Origin of the sequence: Cedecea sp. (genome assembly GCF_036500665.1) — a bacterium.
Taxonomy (GTDB): Bacteria; Pseudomonadota; Gammaproteobacteria; order Enterobacterales; family Enterobacteriaceae; genus Cedecea.
Genome location: NZ_DASYBS010000083.1, coordinates 1 through 24,482, shown reverse-complemented (window position 1 = coordinate 24,482; position 24,482 = coordinate 1). Strand labels below are relative to the sequence as shown.

22 protein-coding genes are annotated in these 24,482 nt (G+C 54.1%); 14 read left to right on the top strand and 8 right to left on the bottom strand.

Annotated elements, in window-relative coordinates; translation table 11 throughout:
• Nucleotides 1-133: 133 nt before the first annotated feature.
• The gene (gene acrR, locus VGM55_RS12855) at nt 134-772 is read right to left on the bottom strand and encodes a multidrug efflux transporter transcriptional repressor AcrR (RefSeq protein ID WP_154187850.1); all 639 of its coding nucleotides are present in this window, start codon (nt 770-772) and stop codon (nt 134-136) included.
• A gap of 143 nt (nt 773-915) precedes the next feature.
• Here acrR and VGM55_RS12850 point away from each other — a divergent pair, with 143 nt between their 5' ends.
• From VGM55_RS12850 to VGM55_RS12825, 6 genes are all read left to right on the top strand, one after another.
• Nucleotides 916-2,115, top strand: coding sequence for an efflux RND transporter periplasmic adaptor subunit (locus VGM55_RS12850; RefSeq protein ID WP_154187851.1), 1,200 nt, complete (start codon nt 916-918; stop codon nt 2,113-2,115).
• Nucleotides 2,116-2,137: 22 nt separating this feature from the next.
• Complete coding sequence (acrB, locus tag VGM55_RS12845; RefSeq protein ID WP_154187852.1) at nt 2,138-5,287, top strand: multidrug efflux RND transporter permease subunit AcrB; 3,150 nt, start codon at nt 2,138-2,140, stop codon at nt 5,285-5,287.
• A 564-nt stretch (nt 5,288-5,851) separates the two neighbouring features.
• Nucleotides 5,852-6,226: an Hha toxicity modulator TomB gene (tomB, locus tag VGM55_RS12840; RefSeq protein WP_154187853.1), complete on the top strand. Its 375-nt coding sequence runs from the start codon at nt 5,852-5,854 to the stop codon at nt 6,224-6,226.
• 28 nt (nt 6,227-6,254) lie between these two features.
• Nucleotides 6,255-6,470 carry an HHA domain-containing protein gene (locus VGM55_RS12835; protein ID WP_008460299.1) on the top strand — a complete coding sequence of 72 codons (216 nt, stop codon included), beginning with the start codon at nt 6,255-6,257 and terminating at the stop codon, nt 6,468-6,470.
• A 253-nt stretch (nt 6,471-6,723) separates the two neighbouring features.
• Nucleotides 6,724-7,275: a maltose O-acetyltransferase gene (gene maa, locus VGM55_RS12830; RefSeq protein ID WP_331635665.1), complete on the top strand. Its 552-nt coding sequence runs from the start codon at nt 6,724-6,726 to the stop codon at nt 7,273-7,275.
• A 125-nt stretch (nt 7,276-7,400) separates the two neighbouring features.
• Complete coding sequence (locus tag VGM55_RS12825) at nt 7,401-7,877, top strand: YlaC family protein (RefSeq protein WP_154187855.1); 477 nt, start codon at nt 7,401-7,403, stop codon at nt 7,875-7,877.
• Between the two features lie 3 nt (nt 7,878-7,880).
• Here the strand turns inward: VGM55_RS12825 and ykgO are convergent, their stop codons facing one another.
• The 3 genes from ykgO to VGM55_RS12810 all read right to left on the bottom strand — a co-directional run bounded on the left by ykgO (nt 7,881) and on the right by VGM55_RS12810 (nt 10,314).
• A complete protein-coding gene (ykgO, locus tag VGM55_RS12820) occupies nt 7,881-8,021 on the bottom strand; it encodes a type B 50S ribosomal protein L36 (protein ID WP_003859006.1) in 141 nt (46 codons plus the stop codon).
• 3 nt (nt 8,022-8,024) lie between these two features.
• On the bottom strand, nt 8,025-8,285 hold the full coding sequence (locus VGM55_RS12815) for a type B 50S ribosomal protein L31 (protein ID WP_008460319.1): 261 nt from the start codon (nt 8,283-8,285) through the stop codon (nt 8,025-8,027).
• Between the two features lie 124 nt (nt 8,286-8,409).
• Nucleotides 8,410-10,314: a methyl-accepting chemotaxis protein gene (locus VGM55_RS12810; RefSeq protein ID WP_154187856.1), complete on the bottom strand. Its 1,905-nt coding sequence runs from the start codon at nt 10,312-10,314 to the stop codon at nt 8,410-8,412.
• Nucleotides 10,315-10,693: 379 nt separating this feature from the next.
• On the opposite strand from VGM55_RS12810, the gene VGM55_RS12805 reads away from it, so the two are divergent.
• From VGM55_RS12805 to VGM55_RS12790, 4 genes are read left to right on the top strand one after another with little or no spacing between them, the layout of a single operon-like run.
• Nucleotides 10,694-11,731 (top strand): isopenicillin N synthase family dioxygenase, encoded by a 1,038-nt coding sequence (locus tag VGM55_RS12805; protein WP_154187857.1) that lies wholly within the window; start codon nt 10,694-10,696, stop codon nt 11,729-11,731.
• Nucleotides 11,732-11,759: 28 nt separating this feature from the next.
• A complete protein-coding gene (locus tag VGM55_RS12800) occupies nt 11,760-12,566 on the top strand; it encodes a MetQ/NlpA family ABC transporter substrate-binding protein (RefSeq protein WP_154187952.1) in 807 nt (268 codons plus the stop codon).
• Nucleotides 12,563-13,354, top strand: a complete 792-nt coding sequence (locus VGM55_RS12795; RefSeq protein WP_154187858.1) for a methionine ABC transporter ATP-binding protein — start codon at nt 12,563-12,565, stop codon at nt 13,352-13,354. The genes VGM55_RS12800 and VGM55_RS12795 overlap by 4 nt, the downstream gene beginning before the upstream one ends.
• Nucleotides 13,351-14,010 (top strand): methionine ABC transporter permease, encoded by a 660-nt coding sequence (locus VGM55_RS12790; RefSeq protein WP_331635731.1) that lies wholly within the window; start codon nt 13,351-13,353, stop codon nt 14,008-14,010. Before VGM55_RS12795 ends, VGM55_RS12790 begins: the two co-directional genes overlap by 4 nt.
• Nucleotides 14,011-14,066: 56 nt before the next feature.
• Here the strand turns inward: VGM55_RS12790 and VGM55_RS12785 are convergent, their stop codons facing one another.
• On the bottom strand, nt 14,067-15,437 hold the full coding sequence (locus VGM55_RS12785) for a PTS transporter subunit EIIC (RefSeq protein WP_154187860.1): 1,371 nt from the start codon (nt 15,435-15,437) through the stop codon (nt 14,067-14,069).
• Nucleotides 15,438-15,726: 289 nt separating this feature from the next.
• Between VGM55_RS12785 and VGM55_RS12780 the strand changes: the two genes are divergently transcribed.
• Nucleotides 15,727-16,926, top strand: coding sequence for an enolase C-terminal domain-like protein (locus tag VGM55_RS12780; RefSeq protein WP_331635664.1), 1,200 nt, complete (start codon nt 15,727-15,729; stop codon nt 16,924-16,926).
• Here the strand turns inward: VGM55_RS12780 and VGM55_RS12775 are convergent.
• Entirely contained in the window at nt 16,923-17,636 is a 714-nt protein-coding gene (locus VGM55_RS12775; RefSeq protein ID WP_154187861.1) for a GntR family transcriptional regulator, read from the bottom strand. The two genes, VGM55_RS12780 and VGM55_RS12775, sit on opposite strands and share 4 nt — an antisense overlap.
• A gap of 108 nt (nt 17,637-17,744) precedes the next feature.
• On the opposite strand from VGM55_RS12775, the gene VGM55_RS12770 reads away from it, so the two are divergent.
• The gene (locus VGM55_RS12770) at nt 17,745-19,304 is read left to right on the top strand and encodes an EAL domain-containing protein (RefSeq protein ID WP_154187862.1); all 1,560 of its coding nucleotides are present in this window, start codon (nt 17,745-17,747) and stop codon (nt 19,302-19,304) included.
• Here the strand turns inward: VGM55_RS12770 and VGM55_RS12765 are convergent, their stop codons facing one another.
• Together VGM55_RS12765 and norR are read right to left on the bottom strand one after the other, a co-directional pair.
• Entirely contained in the window at nt 19,305-19,775 is a 471-nt protein-coding gene (locus tag VGM55_RS12765; protein ID WP_331635663.1) for a 2TM domain-containing protein, read from the bottom strand.
• Between the two features lie 124 nt (nt 19,776-19,899).
• Nucleotides 19,900-21,420, bottom strand: a complete 1,521-nt coding sequence (gene norR, locus VGM55_RS12760) for a nitric oxide reductase transcriptional regulator NorR (protein ID WP_331635662.1) — start codon at nt 21,418-21,420, stop codon at nt 19,900-19,902.
• A 221-nt stretch (nt 21,421-21,641) separates the two neighbouring features.
• On the opposite strand from norR, the gene norV reads away from it, so the two are divergent.
• Both norV and norW read left to right on the top strand, forming a co-directional pair.
• A complete protein-coding gene (norV, locus tag VGM55_RS12755; RefSeq protein ID WP_331635661.1) occupies nt 21,642-23,087 on the top strand; it encodes an anaerobic nitric oxide reductase flavorubredoxin in 1,446 nt (481 codons plus the stop codon).
• Nucleotides 23,084-24,223, top strand: coding sequence for an NADH:flavorubredoxin reductase NorW (norW, locus tag VGM55_RS12750; RefSeq protein WP_331635660.1), 1,140 nt, complete (start codon nt 23,084-23,086; stop codon nt 24,221-24,223). The genes norV and norW overlap by 4 nt, the downstream gene beginning before the upstream one ends.
• Nucleotides 24,224-24,482: the final 259 nt, after the last annotated feature.

The following is a 24,482-nucleotide window of genomic DNA, read 5'->3' as shown; positions in this document are numbered from 1 at the left end:
GCCGCGCATGTGATTGCCAGCTAAAAGTAAGAAGCCACGGGAGATGCGCAGAATAACACGGCTGCAGAGCGCAGAATAGCAATCCCCTTCGGAGGAATCTCAAATCATTTATACAATGAATAAGTGATAAAAATTATGCCGGTTTGTTCAGCGTCGGGCTCAGCTGGAACATCTCCAGCAGAATAGCAATAAAGTCAGGCGCTTTAGCATGCAGGTCAAAGGTTTCCGGTGCCACCAGCCAGTTTTCAATCAGCCCGGTAATGTAGCTGCGCATCAGCGTTACGGCGAGGGAAAGACGCAGGCTTGAAGGCAGTTTCCCGGCATCGATACAGCGCTGCAGGGCAGATTCAATACGCTCGTTCCCTTCCATATAAAGCGTGCGCCTGGCCTGCTGCAGAACCTCAAGTTCACCGACAAATTCACATTTGTGGAAAATGATTTCCGTCATCAGGCGTCGACGTTCTTCTGTCACCGTTGCCTGTAAGATATAAATGAGTAATTCTCTTATCACAGACAGTGGATCGTCTGGATATTTTGCCCGATACTCAATCTCTAAATCACCGATACTTGATTCGGATAGTTCCCAGATCTCACTAAATAATTCCGACTTATTTTTGAAATGCCAGTAAATCGCACCACGTGTTACCCCGGCAGCCTGAGCGATATCCGCAAGCGAAGTCGCAGAAACGCCCTGCTGTGAAAACAGGCGGATCGCAACGTCGAGGATGTGCTGGCGGGTTTCAAGCGCCTGAGCTTTGGTTTTTCGTGCCATAAGTGGGTGAATTTACTTTAGTCAGATTTACATACATTTGTGAACGTATGTACCATAGCACGACGATAATATAAACGCAGCAATGGGTTTGTGGACATTTGATCCATTGAACAACTTTGAAATCGGACACTCGAGGTTTACATATGAACAAAAACAGAGGGTTTACGCCTCTGGCGGCCGTTCTGATGCTCTCAGGCAGCTTAGCGCTTACAGGATGTAACGAGAAAGAGACCCAGCAGAGTGCGCCGCACGCCCCGGAAGTGGGTGTAGTGACTCTGAAAAGCGCGCCATTGCAGATAACTACTGAGCTTCCAGGACGCACCAACGCCTTTCGCATTGCAGAAGTTCGTCCGCAGGTTAGCGGTATTATTCTGAAGCGTAACTTCACTGAAGGCAGCGACATTCAGGCCGGTGTTTCGCTGTACCAGATCGATCCTGCAACCTACCAGGCTGCGTATGACAGCGCGAAGGGCGACCTGGCGAAAGCTCAGTCCAGCGCTAACCTCGCACAGTTAACCGTTAAACGTTATCAGAAACTGCTGGGTACCAAGTACATCAGCCAGTCTGACTACGATACGGCCGCCGCCACCGCACAGCAGGCCAATGCTGATGTGGTCGCAGCAAAAGCCGCTGTAGAAACCGCGCGCATCAATCTGGCGTACACCAAAGTCACCTCACCTATCAGCGGCCGTATCGGTAAATCCGCGGTTACAGAAGGTGCGCTGGTGACCAGCGGCCAAACCACCGCTCTGGCAACCGTACAGCAGCTTGACCCTATCTATGTTGACGTGACCCAGTCCAGCGACGACTTCCTGCGCCTGAAGCAGGAGCTGGCCGACGGCAAACTGAAGCAAGAAAACGGTAAAGCGAAAGTTCAGTTGATGACAAACAACGGTGCCGCATACCCGCAGGAAGGGACATTGGAATTCTCCGAAGTGACCGTTGACCAGACCACCGGGTCAATCACCCTGCGCGCTATCTTCCCGAACCCGGACAAAACGCTGCTGCCAGGCATGTTTGTTCGCGCCAAACTCGAAGAAGGCGTTAACCCGAACGCTATCCTGGTTCCGCAGCAGGGGGTCACTCGTACTCCACGCGGCGATGCCTCTGCAATGGTTGTCGGGAAGGATGACAAAGTTGAAGTTCGCCAGCTGAAAACCAGCCAGGCGATCGGCGACAAGTGGCTGGTTACCGATGGGTTACAGACTGGCGATCGCGTAATTATTACCGGTCTACAGAAAGTAAAACCCGGTGTTCAGGTAAAAGCGCAGGAAGTTGCAGAAGACAATAAAGGCCAACAGCAACAAGCCGCAGGCGCGCAGCCAGAACAACCGAAGTCTTAACTTAAACAGGAGCCGTTAAGACATGTCTAAGTTTTTTATCGATCGCCCCATCTTTGCCTGGGTAATCGCCATCATCATTATGTTGGCGGGTGCGCTTGCGATCATGAAATTGCCCATCGCGCAATATCCAACGATTGCGCCACCGGCCATTCAGATCTCGGCAAACTACCCGGGTGCAGATGCTAAAACGGTACAGGATACCGTCACGCAGGTTATCGAACAGAACATGAACGGTATCGATGGCCTGCTGTACATGTCCTCGACTAGTGATTCCTCCGGGACCGTTCAGATAACCATTACCTTCGACTCCGGCACCGATGCCGACATCGCGCAGGTACAGGTTCAGAACAAACTGCAGCTTGCTATGCCGCTGCTGCCTCAGGAAGTGCAGCAGCAGGGTGTTAGCGTCGAGAAGTCCTCCAGTAGCTTCCTGATGGTTCTCGGTATGATCAATACCGACGGCACCATGAATCAGGAAGATATCGCGGACTACGTTGGCGCAACCATCAAAGATCCGGTCAGCCGTACTCACGGTGTTGGTGACGTTCAGCTGTTTGGTGCTCAGTACGCGATGCGTATCTGGATGGATCCGAACAAACTGAACAACTACCAGCTGACGCCTGTTGACGTGATTAATGCCATCAAAGCGCAGAACGCCCAGGTGGCTGCCGGTCAGCTAGGCGGCACTCCGCCAGTAAAAGGCCAGCAGTTAAACGCCTCCATCATTGCCCAAACCCGCCTGAAATCTGCAGATGAGTTCAGCAAAATCCTGATGAAGGTTAACCCGGACGGCTCTCGCGTTCTGCTGAGAGACGTAGCGAAGGTTGAGCTGGGTGGCGAAAACTATGATGTTATCGCTCGCTATAACGGCCAGCCGGCTTCCGGTCTGGGGATAAAACTAGCCACCGGTGCTAACGCCCTGGACACCGCCGAAGCGGTACGCGCGACGGTTGAAAAACTGGAGCCGTTCTTCCCGTCGGGTCTGAAAGTTGTTTATCCGTATGACACTACGCCGTTCGTTAAAATCTCCATTAACGAAGTGGTAAAAACGCTGATTGAAGCCATCGTGCTGGTGTTCCTGGTAATGTATCTGTTCCTGCAGAACTTCCGGGCTACGCTTATCCCAACGATTGCTGTACCGGTGGTACTGTTAGGTACGTTCGCTATTCTCGCCGCCTTTGGCTACTCGATAAACACCCTGACGATGTTCGGCATGGTGTTGGCGATAGGCCTGTTGGTGGATGACGCCATTGTTGTGGTTGAAAACGTTGAGCGTGTAATGGTGGAAGATGGACTGCCGCCGAAAGAAGCGACGCGTAAGTCCATGGGCCAGATTCAGGGCGCCCTGGTGGGTATCGCGATGGTACTGTCAGCGGTATTTATCCCGATGGCGTTCTTCGGCGGCTCTACCGGTGCAATCTACCGTCAGTTCTCGATTACCATCGTTTCTGCGATGGTGCTGTCGGTGCTGGTGGCAATGATTCTGACTCCTGCGCTCTGTGCGACCATGCTTAAGCCTATCCCGAAAGGTCATCACGATGACAAAAAAGGATTCTTTGGCTGGTTCAACAGAATGTTCGAGAAGAGCACGCATCACTATACCGACAGCGTCGGTAACATCCTGCGTAGCACCGGTCGTTATCTGGTTCTGTACCTGATAATCGTCGTAGGCATGGCCTTCCTGTTTGTCCGCCTGCCTAGCTCGTTCCTGCCTGATGAAGACCAGGGCGTATTGCTGGCAATGGCTCAGCTGCCTGCCGGTGCGACTCAGGAACGTACGCAGAAAGTGCTGGACGAGGTGAACGACTACTTCCTGACCAAAGAGAAAGCGAACGTTAATTCGGTGTTTACCGTTAACGGTTTCGGCTTCTCTGGCCGCGGTCAGAACACCGGTCTGGCGTTCGTGTCTCTGAAAGACTGGAGTGAACGTTCGGGTGAGGAGAACAAGGTTCCGGCCATTGCAGGTCGAGCCATGGGCACCTTCTCACAAATTAAAGATGCGATGGTGTTTGCCTTCAACCTGCCGGCGATTGTCGAGCTGGGTACCGCGACCGGCTTTGACTTCCAGCTGATTGACCAGGCGAACCTTGGCCACGAACAGCTGACTCAGGCTCGTAACCAGCTGTTCGGTATGATTGCACAGCACCCTGACCTGCTGGTTGGCGTGCGTCCGAACGGCCTCGAAGATACGCCACAGTTTAAAATCGATATCGATCAGGAAAAAGCGCAGGCGCTCGGGGTATCCATCAGTGATATCAACACGACGCTGGGCTCAGCCTGGGGCGGTAGCTACGTCAATGACTTCATTGACCGTGGCCGCGTGAAGAAAGTGTATGTCATGGCCGAAGCGCCATACCGTATGCTGCCGAGCGATATCGGCAACTGGTACGTCCGTGGCTCTTCCGGGCAAATGGTTCCGTTCTCTGCGTTCTCGACTTCGCGCTGGGAATACGGCTCACCGCGTCTGGAGCGTTACAACGGCTTGCCATCTATGGAAATTCTTGGTCAGGCTGCACCGGGTAAAAGTACCGGTGAAGCGATGGATATGATGGAGCAGCTGGCCGCGAAATTGCCAACCGGCATCGGTTTTGACTGGACGGGTATGTCCTATCAGGAACGTTTGTCCGGCAACCAGGCCCCTGCCCTGTACGCCATTTCTCTGATTGTGGTATTCCTCTGTCTGGCAGCATTGTACGAGAGCTGGTCGATTCCGTTCTCCGTTATGCTGGTTGTTCCGCTTGGGGTATTCGGTGCGCTGCTGGCCGCCACTCTGCGCGGCCTGACTAACGACGTGTACTTCCAGGTTGGCCTGCTGACAACCATTGGCCTGTCGGCGAAGAACGCGATACTTATCGTAGAATTCGCCAAAGACCTGATGGAAAAAGAAGGCAAAGGCCTGATAGAAGCAACGCTGGATGCGGTCCGTATGCGTCTACGCCCGATTCTGATGACCTCTCTGGCCTTTATCCTCGGGGTAATGCCGCTGGTTATCAGTACCGGGGCAGGCAGTGGTGCGCAGAACGCCGTAGGTACTGGCGTTATGGGCGGGATGGTTACCGCGACCGTACTGGCTATCTTCTTCGTTCCGGTGTTCTTCGTGGTGGTTCGTCGCCGCTTCAGCCGTAAGAACGAGGATATTGAGCATGCGCATCCGGTAGAACATCACCAGTAAGCCATTAAATCACATAACAAAAGGCCGCTTTTAGCGGCCTTTTTTATTAATATAGAAACCGGTTTCAGTCACGATATTCTGGATTCATTATTTAACCGTAATTTCTGCCTCCGGGTTTATCTTCCACATAAACAGCCCCCTCATTGCGAGGAAAATAAGCCTTAAATGCTCGTTAATCCATGGTTAACCAAACAACAAAAACCGATGAATCACTTTTATTTGGGAATATTCTTACGAATTAAGATCTGCAACTCAGCTGGATACAGAATAGTCTTAAAGACGCATTAACCGGCTGAAAGTTATAAATATTGCACAGGTGTTGTTAATCCTTTACCAGCCGATTTAAGTTAAAATTCATACTAAAGACTTAATTCACATTTAGTAACGTATTATGTTTTTTTACTTAATTGTAATTTTTCGTTAGAGCAGCATGAAATCTATGCAACATTGATTTATAGTTACAGCACATGTAATAATCGTGGCAACAGTTCTTCACCTGATCAGGTGTGTCCACCCCAACCCGTTGTGTTTATCATTTGTTTTATCGATAAAGGGGGCAGCACTATGGACGAATACTCACCAAAGCGGCATGATATCGCGCAGCTTAAGTTCCTTTGTGAGAGTCTGTATCACGATTGTCTGACCAATCTTGGTGAGAGCAATCATGGATGGGTTAATGATCCGACGTCGGCCATTAATCTACAGCTGAATGAATTGATTGAGCACATTGCTGCTTCGGCGCTTAATTATAAGATTAAGTACCCGGATGAGAGCAAATTGATTGAACAGATTGATGAATACCTGGACGATACCTTCATGTTGTTTAGCAATTACGGCATTAATGCGCAGGATCTGCAGCGGTGGCGTAAATCGGGGAATCGCTTGTTCAGATGTTTCATCAATGAGAGTCGCGCTAACCCAGTGAGCCACTCGTTCTAAAAAAGATTAAAATACTTAAGGCGAATTTATGACTACCAAACTCACTAAGACCGATTATTTGATGCGTCTGCGACGCTGTCAGACAATTGATACGCTGGAACGCGTAATTGAAAAAAATAAATATGAATTATCAGATAATGAGCTGGCGGTATTTTATTCAGCAGCCGATCACCGTCTTGCAGAACTGACGATGAATAAACTGTATGACAAAATCCCACCGTCTGTGTGGAAATTCATTCGCTAATAACAAATTTTATTAAATAATATTTAATATCACATTTTATTTCTCATTATTGCCTGGTTTGTCTCAGCTGTTGTTGTGCAGGTTCGGATTAGCGCCAGTTAAACGTCCGGTTGAATCCCGCAAGCACTCCTTAATCCTCGCCTTACCGCGCTGTTGTCTGGTCGCGTGAGCTTCGTCACGCGCAGGGAACGATCCCCACACTTTCTTCTCTAAAGTTGGTTAGTCTTGCAGACAACTAAACATGGAGTACGTCATGAGCGAAGAGAAACGTAAAATGATTGCCGGTGAGCTTTATCGGCCCGGAGATGAAACCCTACAGCGAGAAAGCCATAAAGCCCGTCAGCTGCTGCATCGCTACAACCAGAGCTCTCCTGATGAACAGGCATACCGCGATGAGATCCTCGCTGAACTGCTGGGCCAAAGCGAAGGGGCTTATATAGAGCCAACCTTCCGCTGCGACTACGGCTACAACATTTACCTCGGTAAAAACTTCTACGCCAATTTTGAGTGCGTGATGCTGGACCCCTGTCCGATTCGCATCGGCGACAACTGCATGCTGGCACCGGGCGTGCATATTTATACCGCCACCCATCCCCTTGATGCCGAAACGCGAAATAGCGGCGTGGAGCTGGGCAAACCGGTAACTATCGGTAATAAGGTCTGGATTGGCGGACGCGCGGTCATTAACCCAGGCGTTACCATCGGCGATAATGTCGTGGTAGGTTCAGGCTCGGTTGTCACCAAAGATATTCCAGCTAACTGCGTTGTTGCCGGTAATCCAGCCCGCATCATAAAGATGCTGTAACGCGGCACGACCTGTTAACTGTTATGGTTATTTTTGGCTTATCTGTTACTTTTTTGCCGGGCCCGCAGTTCCTAAAATAGTCTGGTCATGCGTACAACCGAAACAGAGAAATTAGAAGGCACACCATGTCAGAAATTCAGCGCCTGCTCACCGATACCATCGAACACCTGAATGAAACTGAAAAGCGCGATAACCGCCCGCGCTTTAGCATCAGTTTTATCCGTAAACATCCCGGCTTATTTATCGGGATGTATATCGGCTGGTTTGCCACTATGTGGGTAATGCTGGAATCAGAGACCCTGGCGGGCTCAGTGTGGCTGCTGGTCGTGCTGTTCGCGCTGATGAACGCGTTTTTCTTCTTTGACGTCAACCCTCGCTACCGCTACAGCGATATTGACGTACTCGACCTGCGCGTTTGCTACAACGGCGAGTGGTACAACACCCGCAACGTGCCTGAGGCGCTGATCGATGACATCCTCAGCTCCCCGAGCGTGGATGAAGAGCAAAAATCTTTGCTGCACAAAATGCTCAGCCGCAAAGGGGAGCTGTCGTTTTACGACGTCTTCTCGCTGACCCGCCAGCAGCCCGCGGCCGGGCGCTAACGGCTAGCGGCGTTTCTTACGTCCCTGCACCGCTTTAAAACGCGGGTTAGATTTGCAAATCACATACAGCCGCCCCTTGCGCTTAACAATCTGGCAATCGGGGTGGCGCTGTTTTGCACTGCGAAGTGAATTCAATACCTGCATATCTTAAGACTCCTTGCCGCCAAAGAATTTACCAAAGCGCTGCTGGAAGCGCGCCGGGCCGCCTTCATTGACGAAGACTTTCTGTTTGCCGGTGTAGTGAGGATGCGAAGCGGAAGAGACTTCGATCGTCACGTAGGGGTAAGTCACCCCATCCAGCTCGATCTCGCGGTCGGTTTTGATCGTCGACCCCACTTTAAAATACTCATTCACGCTGGTGTCGTGGAACACCACGGTCCGGTAAAACGGATGGATATCTCGCTGCATAAAAATCATTCCGATATGTTATAACGTAACAATAAAATAAAAGATGATCGAACGAATTGCAAGCGGGGTTTAAAACGCAGAGGGCGTCGAAAAGAAGTGGGCACCGCCTGGGTGCCCGAAGAGGTTAGAGTTTAAAACCGGCAACCACGCGCTCAAGCTGGGTGGATTGCTCCGCCATGGAGTGCGAGGCGGAAGAGACTTCCTGAACCAGCGCGGCGTTCTGCTGGGTTGTGCTATCAAGCTGATTAATCGCCAGATTCACCTGCTCAATGCCGGTGCTCTGCTCGCGGCTGGAAGACATGATCTCGGCCATCAGCGTTGTCACGTTACGCACGCCCTGGGTCAGTTCTTCCATGGTACTGCCCGCCTGATTAACCAGTTCTGTCCCCAGATTTACGTTGCTTACCGAATTCTCGATCAGCGCTTTAATTTCCCGCGCCGACTGCGCAGAACGCTGGGCCAGGCTGCGAACTTCAGAGGCAACAACCGCAAAACCACGGCCCTGCTCACCGGCACGCGCGGCCTCAACGGCGGCGTTCAGCGCCAGGATATTGGTCTGGAAAGCGATACTGTCAATGACGCTGATAATATCGACCACTTTGCCAGAAGAAGTCTGAATAGCATTCATCGTGCTGACGACCTGCTTCACCACTTCTCCCCCTTTCACCGCCACGCTGGAAGCTTCACGCGCCAGCTCGTTAGCATGGGCGGCGTTATCGGCATTCTGCCGCACGGTGCTGGTCAGCTCCTCCATCGACGCCGCCGTTTGTTCAATGGAACTTGCCTGATCTTCCGTTCGGGCGGAGAGATCCTGATTACCGGTAGCAATTTGATGAGAAGCGGAAGAGATAGCCCGCGCGCTATCCCCCACCTGCCGCAGCATGGTTTGCAGATAGCTAATCACGCCGTTAAAGCTTTCGATGATGGCGTTAAATTCCGGACTGCTGGTCGGCTCCAGTCGCTGAGTGAGATCGGCACCGCCGGCAGAAAGACGGCTGATGTTGTGGTTAAGATCGCCCAGGCGACGCATCATATTGCGGATAAACAGCACCAGAATGCCAAGCAGTACGATAGCCATTGGGATCTGCACCATGCCGAGGCGCAGTAAAATCGCGTCCGTTTGTTTGGTCAGCAGCGCGGTTGGCAGGTCAACCGCCAGGATCCACGGGCTGCCTTTTACCGTCTGCAAAATGACGGTATGCGAAGTGCCGTCATTGTCATATTCATCTTCACTGCCCTGGCTGGCGTTAAAACCAGGCAGCATCTGCTGGATCGCTTTAGCCATTGGCAGCGTGCTGCTCAGGTCAGAAAGATTTTTCAAGCCTGCCGTTTTGCCAATCTGGTCTGCATTACCGACGACTTTGCCATCAGCTTCAATAATCAACACTTGCCCTTTCACCGCCTCGCTCATCTGTTTAGCGAGCTGATTGAAGAAGCCCAGCGTCACATCGATAGTCGCCACGCCCCACGGCTGGCCGTCTTTGCTTATCGCCATCGCACAGTTAGTCCGCGGCTGCGGGCTGGCATCGTCCTGGTAGGCATTCGCCCAGGCACAATGCCCTGCCGGAGAAGCAAGCCCGGCTTTATACCACACCTGCTCGTAGTAATTAGGCGCCGCGTCTGAGTTCCAGTAGGTGTTTTCCTCGAGTTTGTTGCTGCCGTTGCGGGCAAAGAAAGTGCTGAATTTATTGCGGCCCGCCTCGCGTTTTTCCGGCAACGGCCAGACTCCGCCGCCAAACACGTTCACGTCCTGGTACTGATCCACCAGCGTTGGTAATAGTTTATTAATATCATCGCTTTGCATCGCGGCGACCGACTGAGTAATGCTGCGCATTTGCGCCTGTACCCGGTTCATCTGTTCGGTGATATTCACCGCAACATTGTCCACCTCAAAACGAATCAACTGCGTTTCATTGCGCTTAATTTGTGGCGTCACAAAGAAATGGATCACCAGCGAAGTTACCGCAATTAACAGCATAAAAAACAAACATAAAGAGGTAATGAATCGGGATTGTGTAGTTTTTAGCATGATGAGGGCACCTGGTGGTAAAAAGCGAAACGCTTAGCAACCTCTTCGGCATAAAACCAATAAACTTAACGACCACCATAATTTAATCATTCGTTAACTATTTCCAAATGTAATTAACTTCCAGTTAAATCCATAAGTTACCCCTATGCATTGAAATATTTTGCAATGATTAGACTTTTCTCGTTTCCGCAAATGCTTAGAACCCCGCCGGGTCATAGCTTAGAAGATAACAATATTGGGCGAGGCTTTTTGATTCCGGCAAGGTGAGCACCAACGCTACCCGACCGTATTCAGAAGGACATTGCCATGATGCTGTGCCGCTGTTGTGCCGAACTCGACCCGACCGCCTTTTCTAAGACTATGATGACCGGAGTAAACTATGAGCACCAATCCAGGCCTGGCACTGCCGATTCTTGACCTTTCCCAGCTTAGCGGCAGCGACACTGACCGTTCGGCCTTCCTCAGCCAGCTGCGCTACGCCGCACGAGAAATTGGCTTTTTCTACCTGATAAACCACGGCATCAGCCCTGAACTGCAGCAGGCGGTCCAGGACGAAGCCCGCAGCTTCTTTGCCCTCCCCGACGATGAAAAACAGCAGGTGGCGATGATTCGCTCGCCGCATTTCCGTGGCTATAACCGCGCGGCCAGCGAACTGACTCGTGGCCAGCCCGACTGGCGTGAACAGTTCGATCTCGGCGCCGAGCGTCAGGCTCTACCGCCGGATGAATATGCTCCCGCATGGCGCCGCCTCCAGGGGCCAAACCTCTGGCCAACCGCGCTTCCCGAACTCAAACCCACGCTTCTACAGTGGCAGAGCGAAATGACCGCCGTGGCCTTAAAGCTGCTGCGCACCTTTGCCGAAGCGCTTAGCCTGCCGGCCGATGCCTTCGACTCGCTCTATGGCAGCCTGCCAAATGAACACATCAAGTTGATTCGCTATCCTGGACAGTCGGCCACGCAAAGCAGCCAGGGCGTAGGCGCTCACAAAGATTCTGGCTTCCTGAGCTTCCTGCTGCAGGACGATAAAAAAGGCCTGCAGGTGGAAGTTTCACCGGATAACTGGGTCGATGCTCAGCCGCTGCCCGGCAGCTTTGTGGTCAACATCGGCGAACTGCTGGAGCTGGCGACCAACGGCTACCTGCGCGCGACCGTACACCGCGTGGTTTCTCCGCCGCAGGACGAGGAGCGCCTGTCCATCGCCTTTTTCCTGGGCGCACAGCTCAACGCCGTGGTGCCGGTCTATCAGCTCCCGGAAGCGTTAGCCCGCGAAGCGCAAGGCCCTGAAAGCGATCCACAAAACCCGCTGCTGCGCGATGTGGGCTGGAACTACCTGAAAGGCCGCCTGCGCTCCCACCCCGACGTGGCGGAACGCTACTACGCGGATGTCCTTCGTAACAGCAGTGAACTGATTGCTTAATAACTAATTAAAAATAAAGGAATTAATGATGAAAAAGACCGCGTTTAAACTGGCTGGTGTTGCTCTGTCACTGTCTCTGGCTTTCTCGGCGCAGGCCGCAGACGCGCTGCGTGTCGCGGCTGACCCGGTTCCCCATGCGGAAATCCTCGCCTTTGTGCAGAAACTCGACCCTGATTTGAAGCTGAAGGTTGTCGAGCTCAGCAACGGCGTTAACGCTAACGAGCTGCTGGCCAACGGCGACGTTGACGCCAACTACTTCCAGCACGTGCCTTATTTGCGTGACCAGGAAAAAGCGCTCGGCAAGAAATTTGTCGTCGCCGCAACGGTGCATATTGAACCGCTGGGCATTTACTCACATAAATACAAGGATCTGAAATCCGTCCCGGAAGGCGCGACCATCGCGGTACCGAACAACGTCACCAACCTCAGCCGCGCCCTTTACCTGCTGCAGGACAAAGGGTTAATCACCCTCAAGCCGGAATTTAAAGACGCCGCCACAAACCAGGCGACGCCAAAAGACATCGCCGAAAACCCGAAAAAGCTGAAGATCCTGGAAGTCGAATCGCCGCAGATCCCACGCTCCCTGGACGACGTGGGGCTGGGGGTTATCAACGGTAACTATGCGCTGGAAGCAGGCCTTAGCCCGGCGAAAGATGCGCTTGGCCTGGAAAGCGCCACCCATAACCCGTACGCCAATATTCTGGTTACTAACCCTAACCTGAAAAACGACCCGCGCATCAAGCAGCTGACGAAGGATCTTGAATCTCCTCAGGTGGCCGAGTTCATTCGCAAGCAGTACAACGGATCGGTGATCCCGGTAGAGAATAAGTCATGATCGCCCTTGAGCGGCTGAGCAAAGTGTACGCCGGAGAAGGCCGACCGGCACTCGATGACATTAATCTTGTGGTACCGGATGGCGCAATCTACGGCATTCTGGGCCGCAGCGGCGCCGGGAAAAGTACGCTGATCCGCTGTCTCAACCTGCTGGAGCGGCCCACCTCGGGCCGCATTATCATGAACGACAGGGACATCACGACCTTTAACCAACGCGAGCTTCGCCAGCACCGCCAGCGCACCGGCATGGTGTTCCAGCATTTCAACCTGATTCACGCCCGCAGCGTTGAAGACAACGTTGCCGTGCCGCTGGAAATATCCGCTACACCGCGTGAAGAACGCCGTAAACGCGTTGCCGAACTGCTTAGCCTTGTTGGCCTGAGCGACAAAGCAAAAGCTTTTCCGTCCCAGCTTTCCGGCGGGCAAAAACAACGTGTCGGCATCGCCCGAGCGCTGGCCGCCCACCCGGAGATCCTGCTGTGCGATGAAGCCACCAGCGCGCTGGATCCTGAAACCACTGCATCAATCCTGGCTTTGCTGGCGGATATCAATCGCCAGCTTGGTCTGACGATCGTGCTGATCACCCATCAATTAGAGGTGGTGAAAGCTATTTGCGATCACGCGGCACTGCTGGAACACGGCAGGTTGATAGAAAGTGGTCCGCTGTCCGAAAGATTAGTGGATCCGTTTTCAAGATTACGCGCCTCTTTGCTCCATGACAAAGAAGCAGAGCAAGCGTTCTTACGCCGCCACGGCGTCGAAGGGAGAGCGTTATGCGAAGTAGCATGAGCTGGGACGATTTGTGGCCGCTGCTGCTGGACGGTACGCTTGATACCCTTTATATGGTTGGGCTGGCTGCCTTCTTCACCGTGCTGATTGGCCTGCCGCTGGGCGTATTGTTATTTCTCACCCGGCGCGATGGTGCTTTACCGGCTCCCCGCCTCAATCAGGTGCTCGGCAGCATCATTAACGTTGGCCGTTCGTTACCGTTTATTGTCCTGCTGATAGCGCTGATCCCGCTGACACGGATTATCGTCGGTACCACGCTCGGCAGCACCGCGGCGGTTGTGCCCATTACCATCGGTGCTTTTCCCTTCTTTGCCCGCGTGGTAGAAAGCGCGCTTGATGAGGTGGATAAAGGCCGTATTGAAGCCATTCTGTCGATGGGCGGCAACGCCTGGCATGTGGTGAGCAAAGTGCTGCTTCCGGAGGCCTTACCTGCCATCCTGGCGGGGATCACGCTCACGATTGTTATGCTGATTGGTTTTTCTTCAATGGCCGGCGTTATCGGCGGTGGCGGCCTGGGAGACCTGGCCATTCGCTACGGCTATCAACGCTTTAATAACCAGGTCATGGTCAGTACCGTGATAATCCTGATTGTGATGGTGCACCTTGTACAAAGCCTTGGCGACCATTTAGTACGCCGCCTCGCCCATCGGCGTTAAAATGGCTTACTACAAGAAACGGGGCCGCTTATCGCGGCCCCGTTTCTTTTTAACCGTTACGCTTTCTCACGCACCAGCAGGGTGGTCAGCGCGAAAGACAGCCCCAGCGCCAGCGCAACCCCCAGAAGAGCAAAGATAAAGTACGGACCAATGTAGGCCGGCAGGCTAAAGATACTCGACAGGATATAGCCGTACAGCCGCACGCCGAAGAAGGCAATAAACGCCGAGGCAATAGAACTGGCTATCGTGGCAGCGATAAACGCTTTCTTATAGCGAGTTAATACGCCAAACAAAGCAGGCTCGGTGATCCCCAGCAGTGCAGAAATCCCCGCCGACAAGACCACAGAACGGTCCGCTTTCGATTTGCTCTGCCGCCAGATGGCAAAGGTTGCCCCGGCGATAGCCATGTTGGCCATAAACATCATCGGCATCAGCATGTCATAGCCGCGGTCAGTGAAGTTTTGCAGCGCAATGGGCGTCATAGCGTGATGCATACCGGTCAGGATCGCTATCGGGCGAATCGCCCCTACCACCAGTCCGGCAAAGCTTGCTGAAACCCCAAACAGCCCTTCAATAAACCAGGCCAGCGCTTTACCAAGATAAATGCCGAGCGGGCCAATCACCACCAGCGCAACCAGCGCGGCGATGAACAGCGTCAGCGTGGGGGTAAACACCGTTTTCAGGACCTCGGGCATGACGCTATCAACCCAGCGATGGATATAGCTCAACGCCAGCACCGAGAAGATAACCGGGATCACGCTGGAGGCGTAGTTGAAGACCGAAACCGGGATCACGTTAAGAAAATAGAAAGCATCTACCGCCCCGGCCTGATGTGCGGCCAGCGCCTTCGCCGCTTCAATCAGCGACGGATACATTAAGCAGGCCGCCACCGCCGCCGCGAGGTATTCATTGGTTTTGAAAATTCTGGCAGCGGAAATCGCCAGGAAAAACGGCAGAAAATAAAACACGCCGCTGGCGATAAGGTCGATAACCACCACGGTATCGCTTTTTGCTGAGATGAGCTTAAGCGCAACCAGCCCGGCCAGCAGGCCTTTTATCATCCCTGCCCCGGCAATCGCCGGCACAATTGGCCCGAACACGCCGGAAACCGTGTCCATAAACATCGACACAAGGCTCTTACGCTCTTTCTTGCCGGCCGCTGAAGCTGGAGCATCTTTCGCGCCGCCAAGTAGAGCGTTCAATTGCTCGTACCAACTGTTCACCTGTGGGCCAATGATTATCTGAAACTGATCGCTCTGCGTCTGCGCACCCAGCACGCCGGGCAGCTTTTTGATCTCCGGCTGGTTCACTTTATTATCATCAATTAAATCGAAACGCAGACGCGTCATGCAGTGCCAGACTTTATTAATATTTTCCGTTCCACCGACCAAACGGATAATAGAAGCAATGACGTCACGACTCCCCATGAATAACTCCCCGATGTTGGTTTATTGTTATGTTTTGCTGCCGCCGATGGTAGAGAATCAAAAAACAAAAAACAAACCAATGAAATATGACAACCGTCACAATTAGCCACCAGAAAGCATTAAAAAAGAGAAAGATAAACAATTGGTACGGTTTTGTTGCCTTTATCCGTGAAATAACTGACCAATAAAAAAGAGTAAAAAAAGCGTTTACCGGCGGGGAAAAATAGGGTGATAGTAATAGCAGAACTTACTTACTTTGTTTAAATCAGCCTGATGGTGGAGCTTTCTCGTGCTACCCACAATTATCGAAAATATTGAATGTTTTATTACTAAACCGGACCGACACAATCTGGTGACGGTGCGGGTCACGACCAACAAAGGTATTACCGGCCTCGGCTGTGCGACCTTCCAGCAGCGGCCGCTGGCGGTTAAAACCCTGGTCGATGAGTACCTCAAACCACTGCTGATGGGCCGTGACGCCAACCACATAGAAGACCTGTGGCAAATGATGACGGTCAACGCCTACTGGCGAAACGGCCCGGTGATGAACAACGCCATTGCCGGCGTGGATATGGCGCTGTGGGACATCAAAGGCCAGTTGGCTAATATGCCGCTTTACCAGCTTTTAGGCGGTAAATCGAAGGACGCCATTGCGGTTTACAGCCACGCCGCCAGCGAAACGCTCGAAGGGCTCTACCAGGAAGTGGATAAGCTGCTGGCCCAGGGGTATCGCTACATTCGCTGCCAGCTGGGTTTTTACGGCGGCACGCCGCAGGGCATGCACCAGACTAAAACGCCCACGCCAGGCGCGTACTACGATCAGGATGAATATATGGCGAACACGGTGGAAATGTTCCGCGCGCTGCGCGAGAAATACGGCCATCGGTTCCATATCCTACACGACGTTCACGAACGGTTATTCCCGCAGCAGGCCATTCAGCTGGCTAAGGGGCTGGAACCGTATCAGCCATGGTTTATCGAAGATATTCTGCCGCCGCAGCAAAGTGCCTGGCTTGAACAGGTGCGTAATCACTCTTCCGTGCCGCTGGCGATGGGCGAGCTGTTCAACAACCCGGCGGAATGGCACGATCTTATTGTGAATCGCCGCATCGATTTTATCCGCTGTCACGTCTCGCAAATCGGCGGGATCACCCCTGCACTAAAACTGGCGGTACTCTGCCAGGCCTTTGGGGTACGCCTGGCCTGGCACGGGCCGCCGGATATGACGCCGATTGCGGTGGCGGTGAATACTCACCTGAATATTCATCTGCATAACGCGGCAATCCAGGAGTTTATTCCCGTCAAAGAGAATACCGCCGCCGTGTTCCCGGGCGCACCGAGCGCGGAACAAGGCTATATGTATCCTCTGGAAAAACCGGGTATTGGCGTTGGGTTTGACAGGGAGCAGGCGGAACGCTTCCCGGTGGAATATCGCCCGCATGAATGGACGCAAAGCCGCCTGCCTAACGGCGCGATCCACACACCTTAAGAGGATTTACGGCGAGCCAGATTATCGTGGTTAAAGGGGATGACGTAGGTGCAGGAATAATCGATGTCGACGATATCGCTGATTTCAAACACCCTTCCCCCTTCAAGGATCCCGCGGTTGCTTATCTGCATCGCGGGCAGCCCTTTCTTACACTCCAGCAGCTGCGCCTGCTCTTTATTGATCGCTATCGCCTGGTAGCGGGTCAGCAAATGCGAAATGCGATACCCTTTACCGAGGACATATTGCTGTAAAGAGCTTTCAATCACCTTCTGGCTAAGGTCGGGGAAATCTTTTACCGGCATCCGTGAAGTTTCAATCTGCACTTTCTGATTATCCACCAGCCGCAAGCGGCAAAACTGCCAGATAAAATCATCCGAGCCCAGACCGAACACCTGGCGCTCTTCACGGTCGGGTAATTTTTTATGCAGGCTGACCAGCCGGAACGTAATGCGATCGAAGTGTTTTTCAGTAATGGAGTTATAAACCAGGGGGCTATTACGCGCCTGTTCGTTAATCCAAATTCCTGATCCCTGAATAATCGACACCACCCCGATACTGACCAGTTTCTCCAAAGCCTGGCGAATCGTGAAACGCGAAACCCCGTACTCTTCAGCGAGCTGGCGTTCCGGCGGCAGCTTGCGTGGCCCCTGGCTGCTGTGCTGGTAAATTTTGCTCAGTAAGTCCTGGGTGACAAAATCTTTCTTTTTCATCGCGGGCTCCTAACCTTTGCGCTGAAACATAACATTACTGCGTCGAGTGAACTATGCTGGCAGATAAAATCCCCTCAGACTCTTAACCTCTTACGCCGGAACCCAATTATGACAAGCAAAAAGATGGTCAGTCTCGTCAATGGCGTGCTGATCGTGGCGGTGCTGCTGCCGGTATTGCTTAGCATTTATCTGGCGCACAACAAAGCCGAGAAAACCTTCCATAGCGAGCTTGAAAACTATGCTGACCGGGCGCTGTTGCGCAGCGAAAGAGTGGTTAATCAGGCCACCGCGGCGCTGACGAAAATCAACGCGTTCCACGGCCAGTACTGCTCCCGCAGCCATCTTGATGCGATGCGCCGCGTGGCCTTCAACTTTCGCTACATTCAGGAAGTGGTCTATATCGTTGATAACCGCACCGTTTGTTCTTCGCTTGAAGCCACGCACGATGGTGCAAAACTCGGCCCGCCTGATACCAGAGGCGCAGGGGGCTTTTTCGCCTGGTACACCGACGTCACCGATTTGGGTTTCGAGCGCCCGATGATGTATGTAGGGAAATTGCAGCATGTCGTGGTTATCGATCCGATAACCTTCATTGACGTGATCCCCTTTGGCCATAACCCGGTGGACGTTGCCATGGTTGGCATGGAGCACAACCGGCTGATCGCCAGTAACGCAAAGTTGCCCAATAACAGTTGGGAAACTCAGATTCGAAAAGGTGTCGAGGCCTATTCAGACGGGCAAAACGATTATGTGATTCGCCGCTCAAGTGAGTTAGGCCTGGCTATGATAGCCTGGGCGCCCAGCGCCCCGCTGCAAGCCGCCTGGTATAAACAGATGGTCATCTGGCTACCAATTGGCATTCTCTTTAGCCTGAGCGCAGGGTGGTTTATCACCCGTCTGCTGCGGCGTCTTGAGTCCCCTCAGGCGCGTATTCAGGATGCCATACGCGACCGCGAATTTAGCCTCGAATATCAGCCCATCGTCGATTTAAATACCGGTGAAGGGGTAGGTGCGGAAGCCCTGCTCCGGTGGCGGCTACCGGATGGAAGCTTCATCAGCCCGGACATTTTCATACCGATTGCCGAACAGGCCGGACTGATCTCTCAGATAACCGAACTGGTGATCAATCAAGCCTTCAGCGAGCTGGGCGACTGGCTTCACGGCCACCCTCATCATCACCTTTCCATTAATCTGTCGCCGAATGATGTGCTGAGCGATCGGGTGCTGAAGATCATCAAGCCATTGCTGCTTAAGTACCAGGTTAAAGCGGAACAGATAGCGCTGGAGATAACCGAACGCGGTTTTGCCGACCCAAAAGTCAGCGCCCCCATCGTGGCGGAATACCGCAAGGCGGGGCACCCTATCTACCTGGATGATTTCGGCACCGGCTACTCCAGCCTGAGCTACCTGCAGGATCTCGACGTCGATATTATCAAAATCGACAAATCGTTCGTCGACGCGCTGGAGTACAAAAACGTCACGCCTTACATCATTGAAATGGCGAAAACCCTGAATCTGGCGACCCTTGCCGAAGGCATTGAAACCGCTTCACAGGCCGCGTGGCTACGCGAACACGGCGTTGCCTGGGGACAAGGCTGGCTTTACAGCAAAGCCCTGCCTAAACAGGCCTTTATCGACTGGATTGCGTGCAACCGGGGCATAAGTTAACTACTTACGCAATAACTGCTGCAGGCGCTGCTGCTGGCGTTTTTCCAGCCAGCCCTTCAGCAGGAACAGGCGCAGGCCGCCCATCACCAGCAGCGCGCCCCAAATCAGCGTCGGCCACAGGAACCAGTAATTTCCCGGGGACGTTAGCAGATTTATAGTCGTCAGGCCGGTGCAAACGATGGCCCATACCAGCACTGAACGGTAGTACCGATATTCGCGGGCAACACGCCTTTTGGCCTCAATAATTCGCGTATTGAGCGCATCCTCCGGCTCGGCGTCCGGCTCATTATCGTCGTACAAATCCGTCACGTTGAGATCGAACGCGGCCGCAATCGCGCTCATGGTTTCCAGACTTGCCTGCCCCCCGTTCTCAGTCCGCTGGATAGTTCTGACGCTCAGGGAAGAGAGCTCGGCAAGCTGTTCCTGTGACCAGGCGCGGGATAAACGCAACGCTTTAATGTTGTTACTCATGGCTGGAGATCCTCGAATGATTTAACCCGCCCTGACTATGGCCTGGCCCACGCAACTTCAACACGACAGCGACACGACATCAAGCCGACAGCAACCTGACACCCTGCCGTAAAGGCTTACAGGGTTACTTCACCCCCAGCCGCTTTGCCAGCCGGTGCAGGTTTGCCACATCGACCCCAAGCTGCCGGGCGCTTGCCGCCCAGTTTTTGCCATTATCCTCAAGCGCGTCAATAATCCTGGCGCGCTGAAACGCATCGGTAGCGTCGCGCAGGCTGGCAGAAGGAGGCGTTAAAGTTGAGGTTTGCGGCTCGTGGAATACCGCATCCGCCTGGCCGGAAAGCTGGAAGTGCTGGGGCAGCAGGACAAGTTCTCCCTGCGGATGACCAGCACGCGCCAGGACAATGGCGCGGTAAATGGCATGCTCCAGCTCGCGGATGTTCCCCGGCCAGCCATACTGCGTAAGCTGAACGCGAGCCGCCTCGCTCAGTACCACCCGCCTGAGCCCCATTTTCGCGCGGCTTTGCTCGCAGAAAAACCCGGCCAGCAGCGCAATGTCGCTTCCCCGCTCCCTCAGCGGCGGCACGTGCAGAGGAAAGACGCTCAAGCGGTGGAACAAGTCTGCGCGAAACGCCCCGGCAACCACCTGCTGGCGCAGATCGCGGTTAGTGGCAGCCAGCACCCGTACATCCACCCGCTGGCTGCGGTCATCGCCCACCCGCTGAATATCGCCGTACTGCAGCACGCGCAGCAGCTTGGCCTGCAGCGCCAGTGGCAGCTCACCTATCTCATCGAGGAACAGCGTGCCGTTGTCCGCCATTTCAAACTTGCCGGTGCGGTGATGGATTGCACCGGTGAACGCGCCTTTCACATGGCCAAACAGCTCGCTCTCCGCCACGCTTTCCGGCAGCGCGGCGCAGTTAAGGTAGACCAGCGGGCTCGCCGCCCTGGCCGATCCAGCATGAATCGCCCGCGCCACCAGCTCTTTCCCGACGCCCGTCTCGCCGGTGATCAGCACGTTGAGATCCGAGGCAGCAACAATCTCGATCTCTTTTTTCAACTGGATGATGCCCGGCGAGCGGCCAATCATCTCCCCCCCCCCACCGCGGGCAATGGCGGGCTGCACCGTGCCTTCCGGCGTTTGCTTCTCAAGCTGTTCAAGCAGCAGAGCGTTGTTCAGCGCCCCGGAGGCCAGTACGCCAATCAGCCTGAGTTCCTCATCGCTGAAGCCGTCGAACTGGTGAGGATCCATGCCGTCAACGGTCAGCGCCCCGATAAGACTCTGGTCGGCAAACAGCGGCAGCCCGAGGCAGGCATGGACTTTGAGGTCTTCATGTTCGGGAATAAGGCCGTCGTACGGGTCGGGCAGCTCGCTGTCGGCCGGAAAACGCACTACGTCACCGGCGCGGGCGATGGCTTCAAGTCTGGGGTGAGCGTCAACGGCAAAGCGCCGCCCCAGCACATCGACAGCCAGGCCATCTATCGCCAGCGGGTAAAAATGGCGCGACTCGTAGCGCAGCAGCGCCGTGGCATCGCCGCCGAGCAGCTTTCGCAGCGTGCGGATGACGCGAGAAAAGCGGTCAGAATGGCTGATGCCGCTCTGCAGTTCGACTGCAATGGCAGCGAGAGAAGACATCGACAGGCTCATGACGAGGCTCCGGTAAGACGGGAGCGTTCAGCTTACGCCTGAGTAGTCAAAATGACAAATAACAGAGTCATTATGACAATACATAGCAGTGTCATTATGACACTAAAAAGAATACACAAAATAATAAAACATTAAAAATCAATGCATTAAAAAGTTGGCACGATACTCGCTATAGAACAGTCATTGAAGCACGTAACGCTATGACATCAATGAGGTTCTCAATGGCTATTCAGGTTAAAAACAACATCCAGTGGGTTGGGCAACGTGACTGGGAAGTGCGTGATTTTCACGGTACCGAATACAAAACGCTGCGCGGCAGCAGCTATAACAGCTATCTCATTCGTGAAGAAAAAACGGTCCTGATCGACACCGTCGACCATAAGTTCAGCCGCGAGTTTGTGCAAAACCTTGAGCGTGAAATTGACCTTAACACGCTCGACTACATCATTATCAACCATGCGGAAGAAGACCACGCCGGGGCGTTGACCGAGCTAATGTCGCGCATCCCGAACACGCCAATCTACTGCACGGCAAACGGCATAGATTCGATTAACGGCCACCACCATCACCCGGAGTGGAACTTTAAGGTGGTGAAAACCGGCGACAGCCTGGATATCGGCAACGGCAAGCAGCTTATCTTCGTCGAAACGCCAATGCTGCACTGGCCGGACAGCATGATGACCTACATAACCGGCGACGCGGTGCTATTCAGCAACGACGCCTTCGGCCAGCACTACTGCGACGAACACTTGTTTAACGACGAAGTGGACCAGACCGAACTGTTCGAACAGTGCCAGCGCTACTACGCCAACATCCTGACGCCGTTTAGCCGCCTGGTGACGCCGAAAATTACCGAGATCCTCGGCTTTAACCTGCCTGTGGATATGATTGCCACCTCCCACGGCGTGGTCTGGCGCGAAAACCCAACCCAAATCGTTGAGCTGTACCTGAAATGGGCGGCGGATTATCAGGAAGACCGCATCACGCTGTTCTACGACACCATGTCGAACAACACCCGCATGATGGCGGACGCCATTGCCCAGGGCATTCACGAAGTTGATCCGCGCGTGGCGGTGAAAATCTTCAACGTGGCCCGCAGCGATAAAAACGAAATTCTGACCAATGTATTCCGTTCCAAAGGCGTGCTGGTCGGCACCTCCACCATGAACAACGTGATGATGCCGAAAATCGCCGGGCTGGTGGAAGAGATAACCGGGCTGCGCTTTCGCAACAAACGCGCCAGCGCCTTCGGCTCCCACGGCTGGAGCGGCGGCGCGGTAGACCGCCTTTCTACCCGCCTGCAGGACGCTGGCTTTGAAATGTCCCTCAGCCTGAAGGCGAAATGGCGCCCGGACGGCAACGCATTGGCGCTGTGCCGCGAACATGGGCGCGAAATTGCCCGCCAGTGGGCGCTCTCCCCGCTGCCGGTGGCTCAGGCTGCAACCACCGCCGCTCCGACGGTCGAAGAAGCAAAATCGAATAGCGCCAACCTCGGCCCCTGCATGCAGTGCAGCGTTTGCCAGTGGATTTACGATCCAGCTTTGGGCGAACCGATGCAGGCCGTTGAGCCAGGTACGCCGTGGAGCGAAGTGCCGGACAGCTTCCTGTGCCCTGAATGTTCGCTGGGGAAAGATGTTTTTGATGAGCTGGCAACGGAGGCCAAATGAACAACGGCATCGTGATTATCGGCTCAGGCTTTGCCGCCCGCCAGTTGGTGAAAAATATTCGTAAACACAGCGCCGAGGTGCCTATCCGGCTGATTGCCGCCGACAGCGCCGACGAGTACAACAAACCGGATCTGAGCCACGTGATGAGCTTAAATCAGCGTGCCGAAGCGATGACCCGCCAGCAGGCCGGCGCGTTTGCAGAGCAGTTCAACCTGACGCTACACGCCAACAGCTGGGTCAGCAGTATCGACCCGAAAAACAAGCGGGTGAAATGCGGCGAACAGCAATGGCACTACGACAAACTGGTGCTGGCGACCGGCTCCTCCGCCCTTTTGCCGCCTGTCCCCGGTAAAGAGCTAATGCTGACGCTCAACAGCCAGCAGGAATACCAGGCCTGTGAAACCCGGCTGCGGGACGCCCGGCGCGTGATGATCCTCGGCGGCGGGCTGATCGGCAGCGAGCTGGCGATGGACTTCTGTCGCGCAGGCAAAGAGGTCGTGCTGGTGGATAACGCCAGCCATCTGATGCCTTCATTACTCCCCGCAGAAGTCAGCGGCCGCCTGCAGTCTCGCCTGACGCAAATGGGCGTCGAGCTGCTGTTTAACCAGCGGCTGGAGGCGGTGAATCAGACGGAGCCGGGGCTGTGCGCCACGCTCAACAATGGGCGCAAGCTTGATGTTGATGCGGTGGTTTCCGCCATCGGCCTGCGCCCGAATATTGGCCTGGCGCAGCACGCGAGGCTCGACGTTAACCGTGGCATCAAGGTGAATAGCCAGCTGCAAACCTCTAACCCGGATATTTACGCCCTCGGCGACTGTGCGGAAATCGACGGCAAAGTGCTGCCGTTCCTGCAGCCGATCCAGCTCAGCGCCATGACGCTGGCGAAAAACCTGCTCGGGGCGAACGACGCGCTTTCCCTTCCGGCGATGCTGGTCAAGGTGAAAACGCCGGAAATGCCGCTGCACCTGGCCGGCGAAACCCAGCGTCGCGACCTGACCTGGCAGATTACCGCCGGCCAGCAAGGAGTGATTGCCAAAGGGGTGGACGCAGCACAACAGCTGAGGGCATTTATCGTCAGCGAAGAGCATATGAAGCTGGCGTTTAGTTTGGTGCGGGAGTTAACTTCAGCGCCTTAAGCCTGGCCGTTTCTATGCAAACATGGCTAAAGTTCCGTTCACCTTAAAAACAGTTTTATATGCAGCCCCCGCACAGGTGAACGTCTTAGGAGAGCCACCGTCGCTCCCCTAAGAACCCGGACTCCCGGCCAAATAAATCGCCGCAAGCGGTAAACCTCCGTTTTATCTCCCAGTCCTGGGTCGGCTGAGATGCGTTCCCGACGTCCGGACCCTGGCCAGTCGGAGAGAAAACGGAGGCGATTTAAGCCGGAACCGTGCC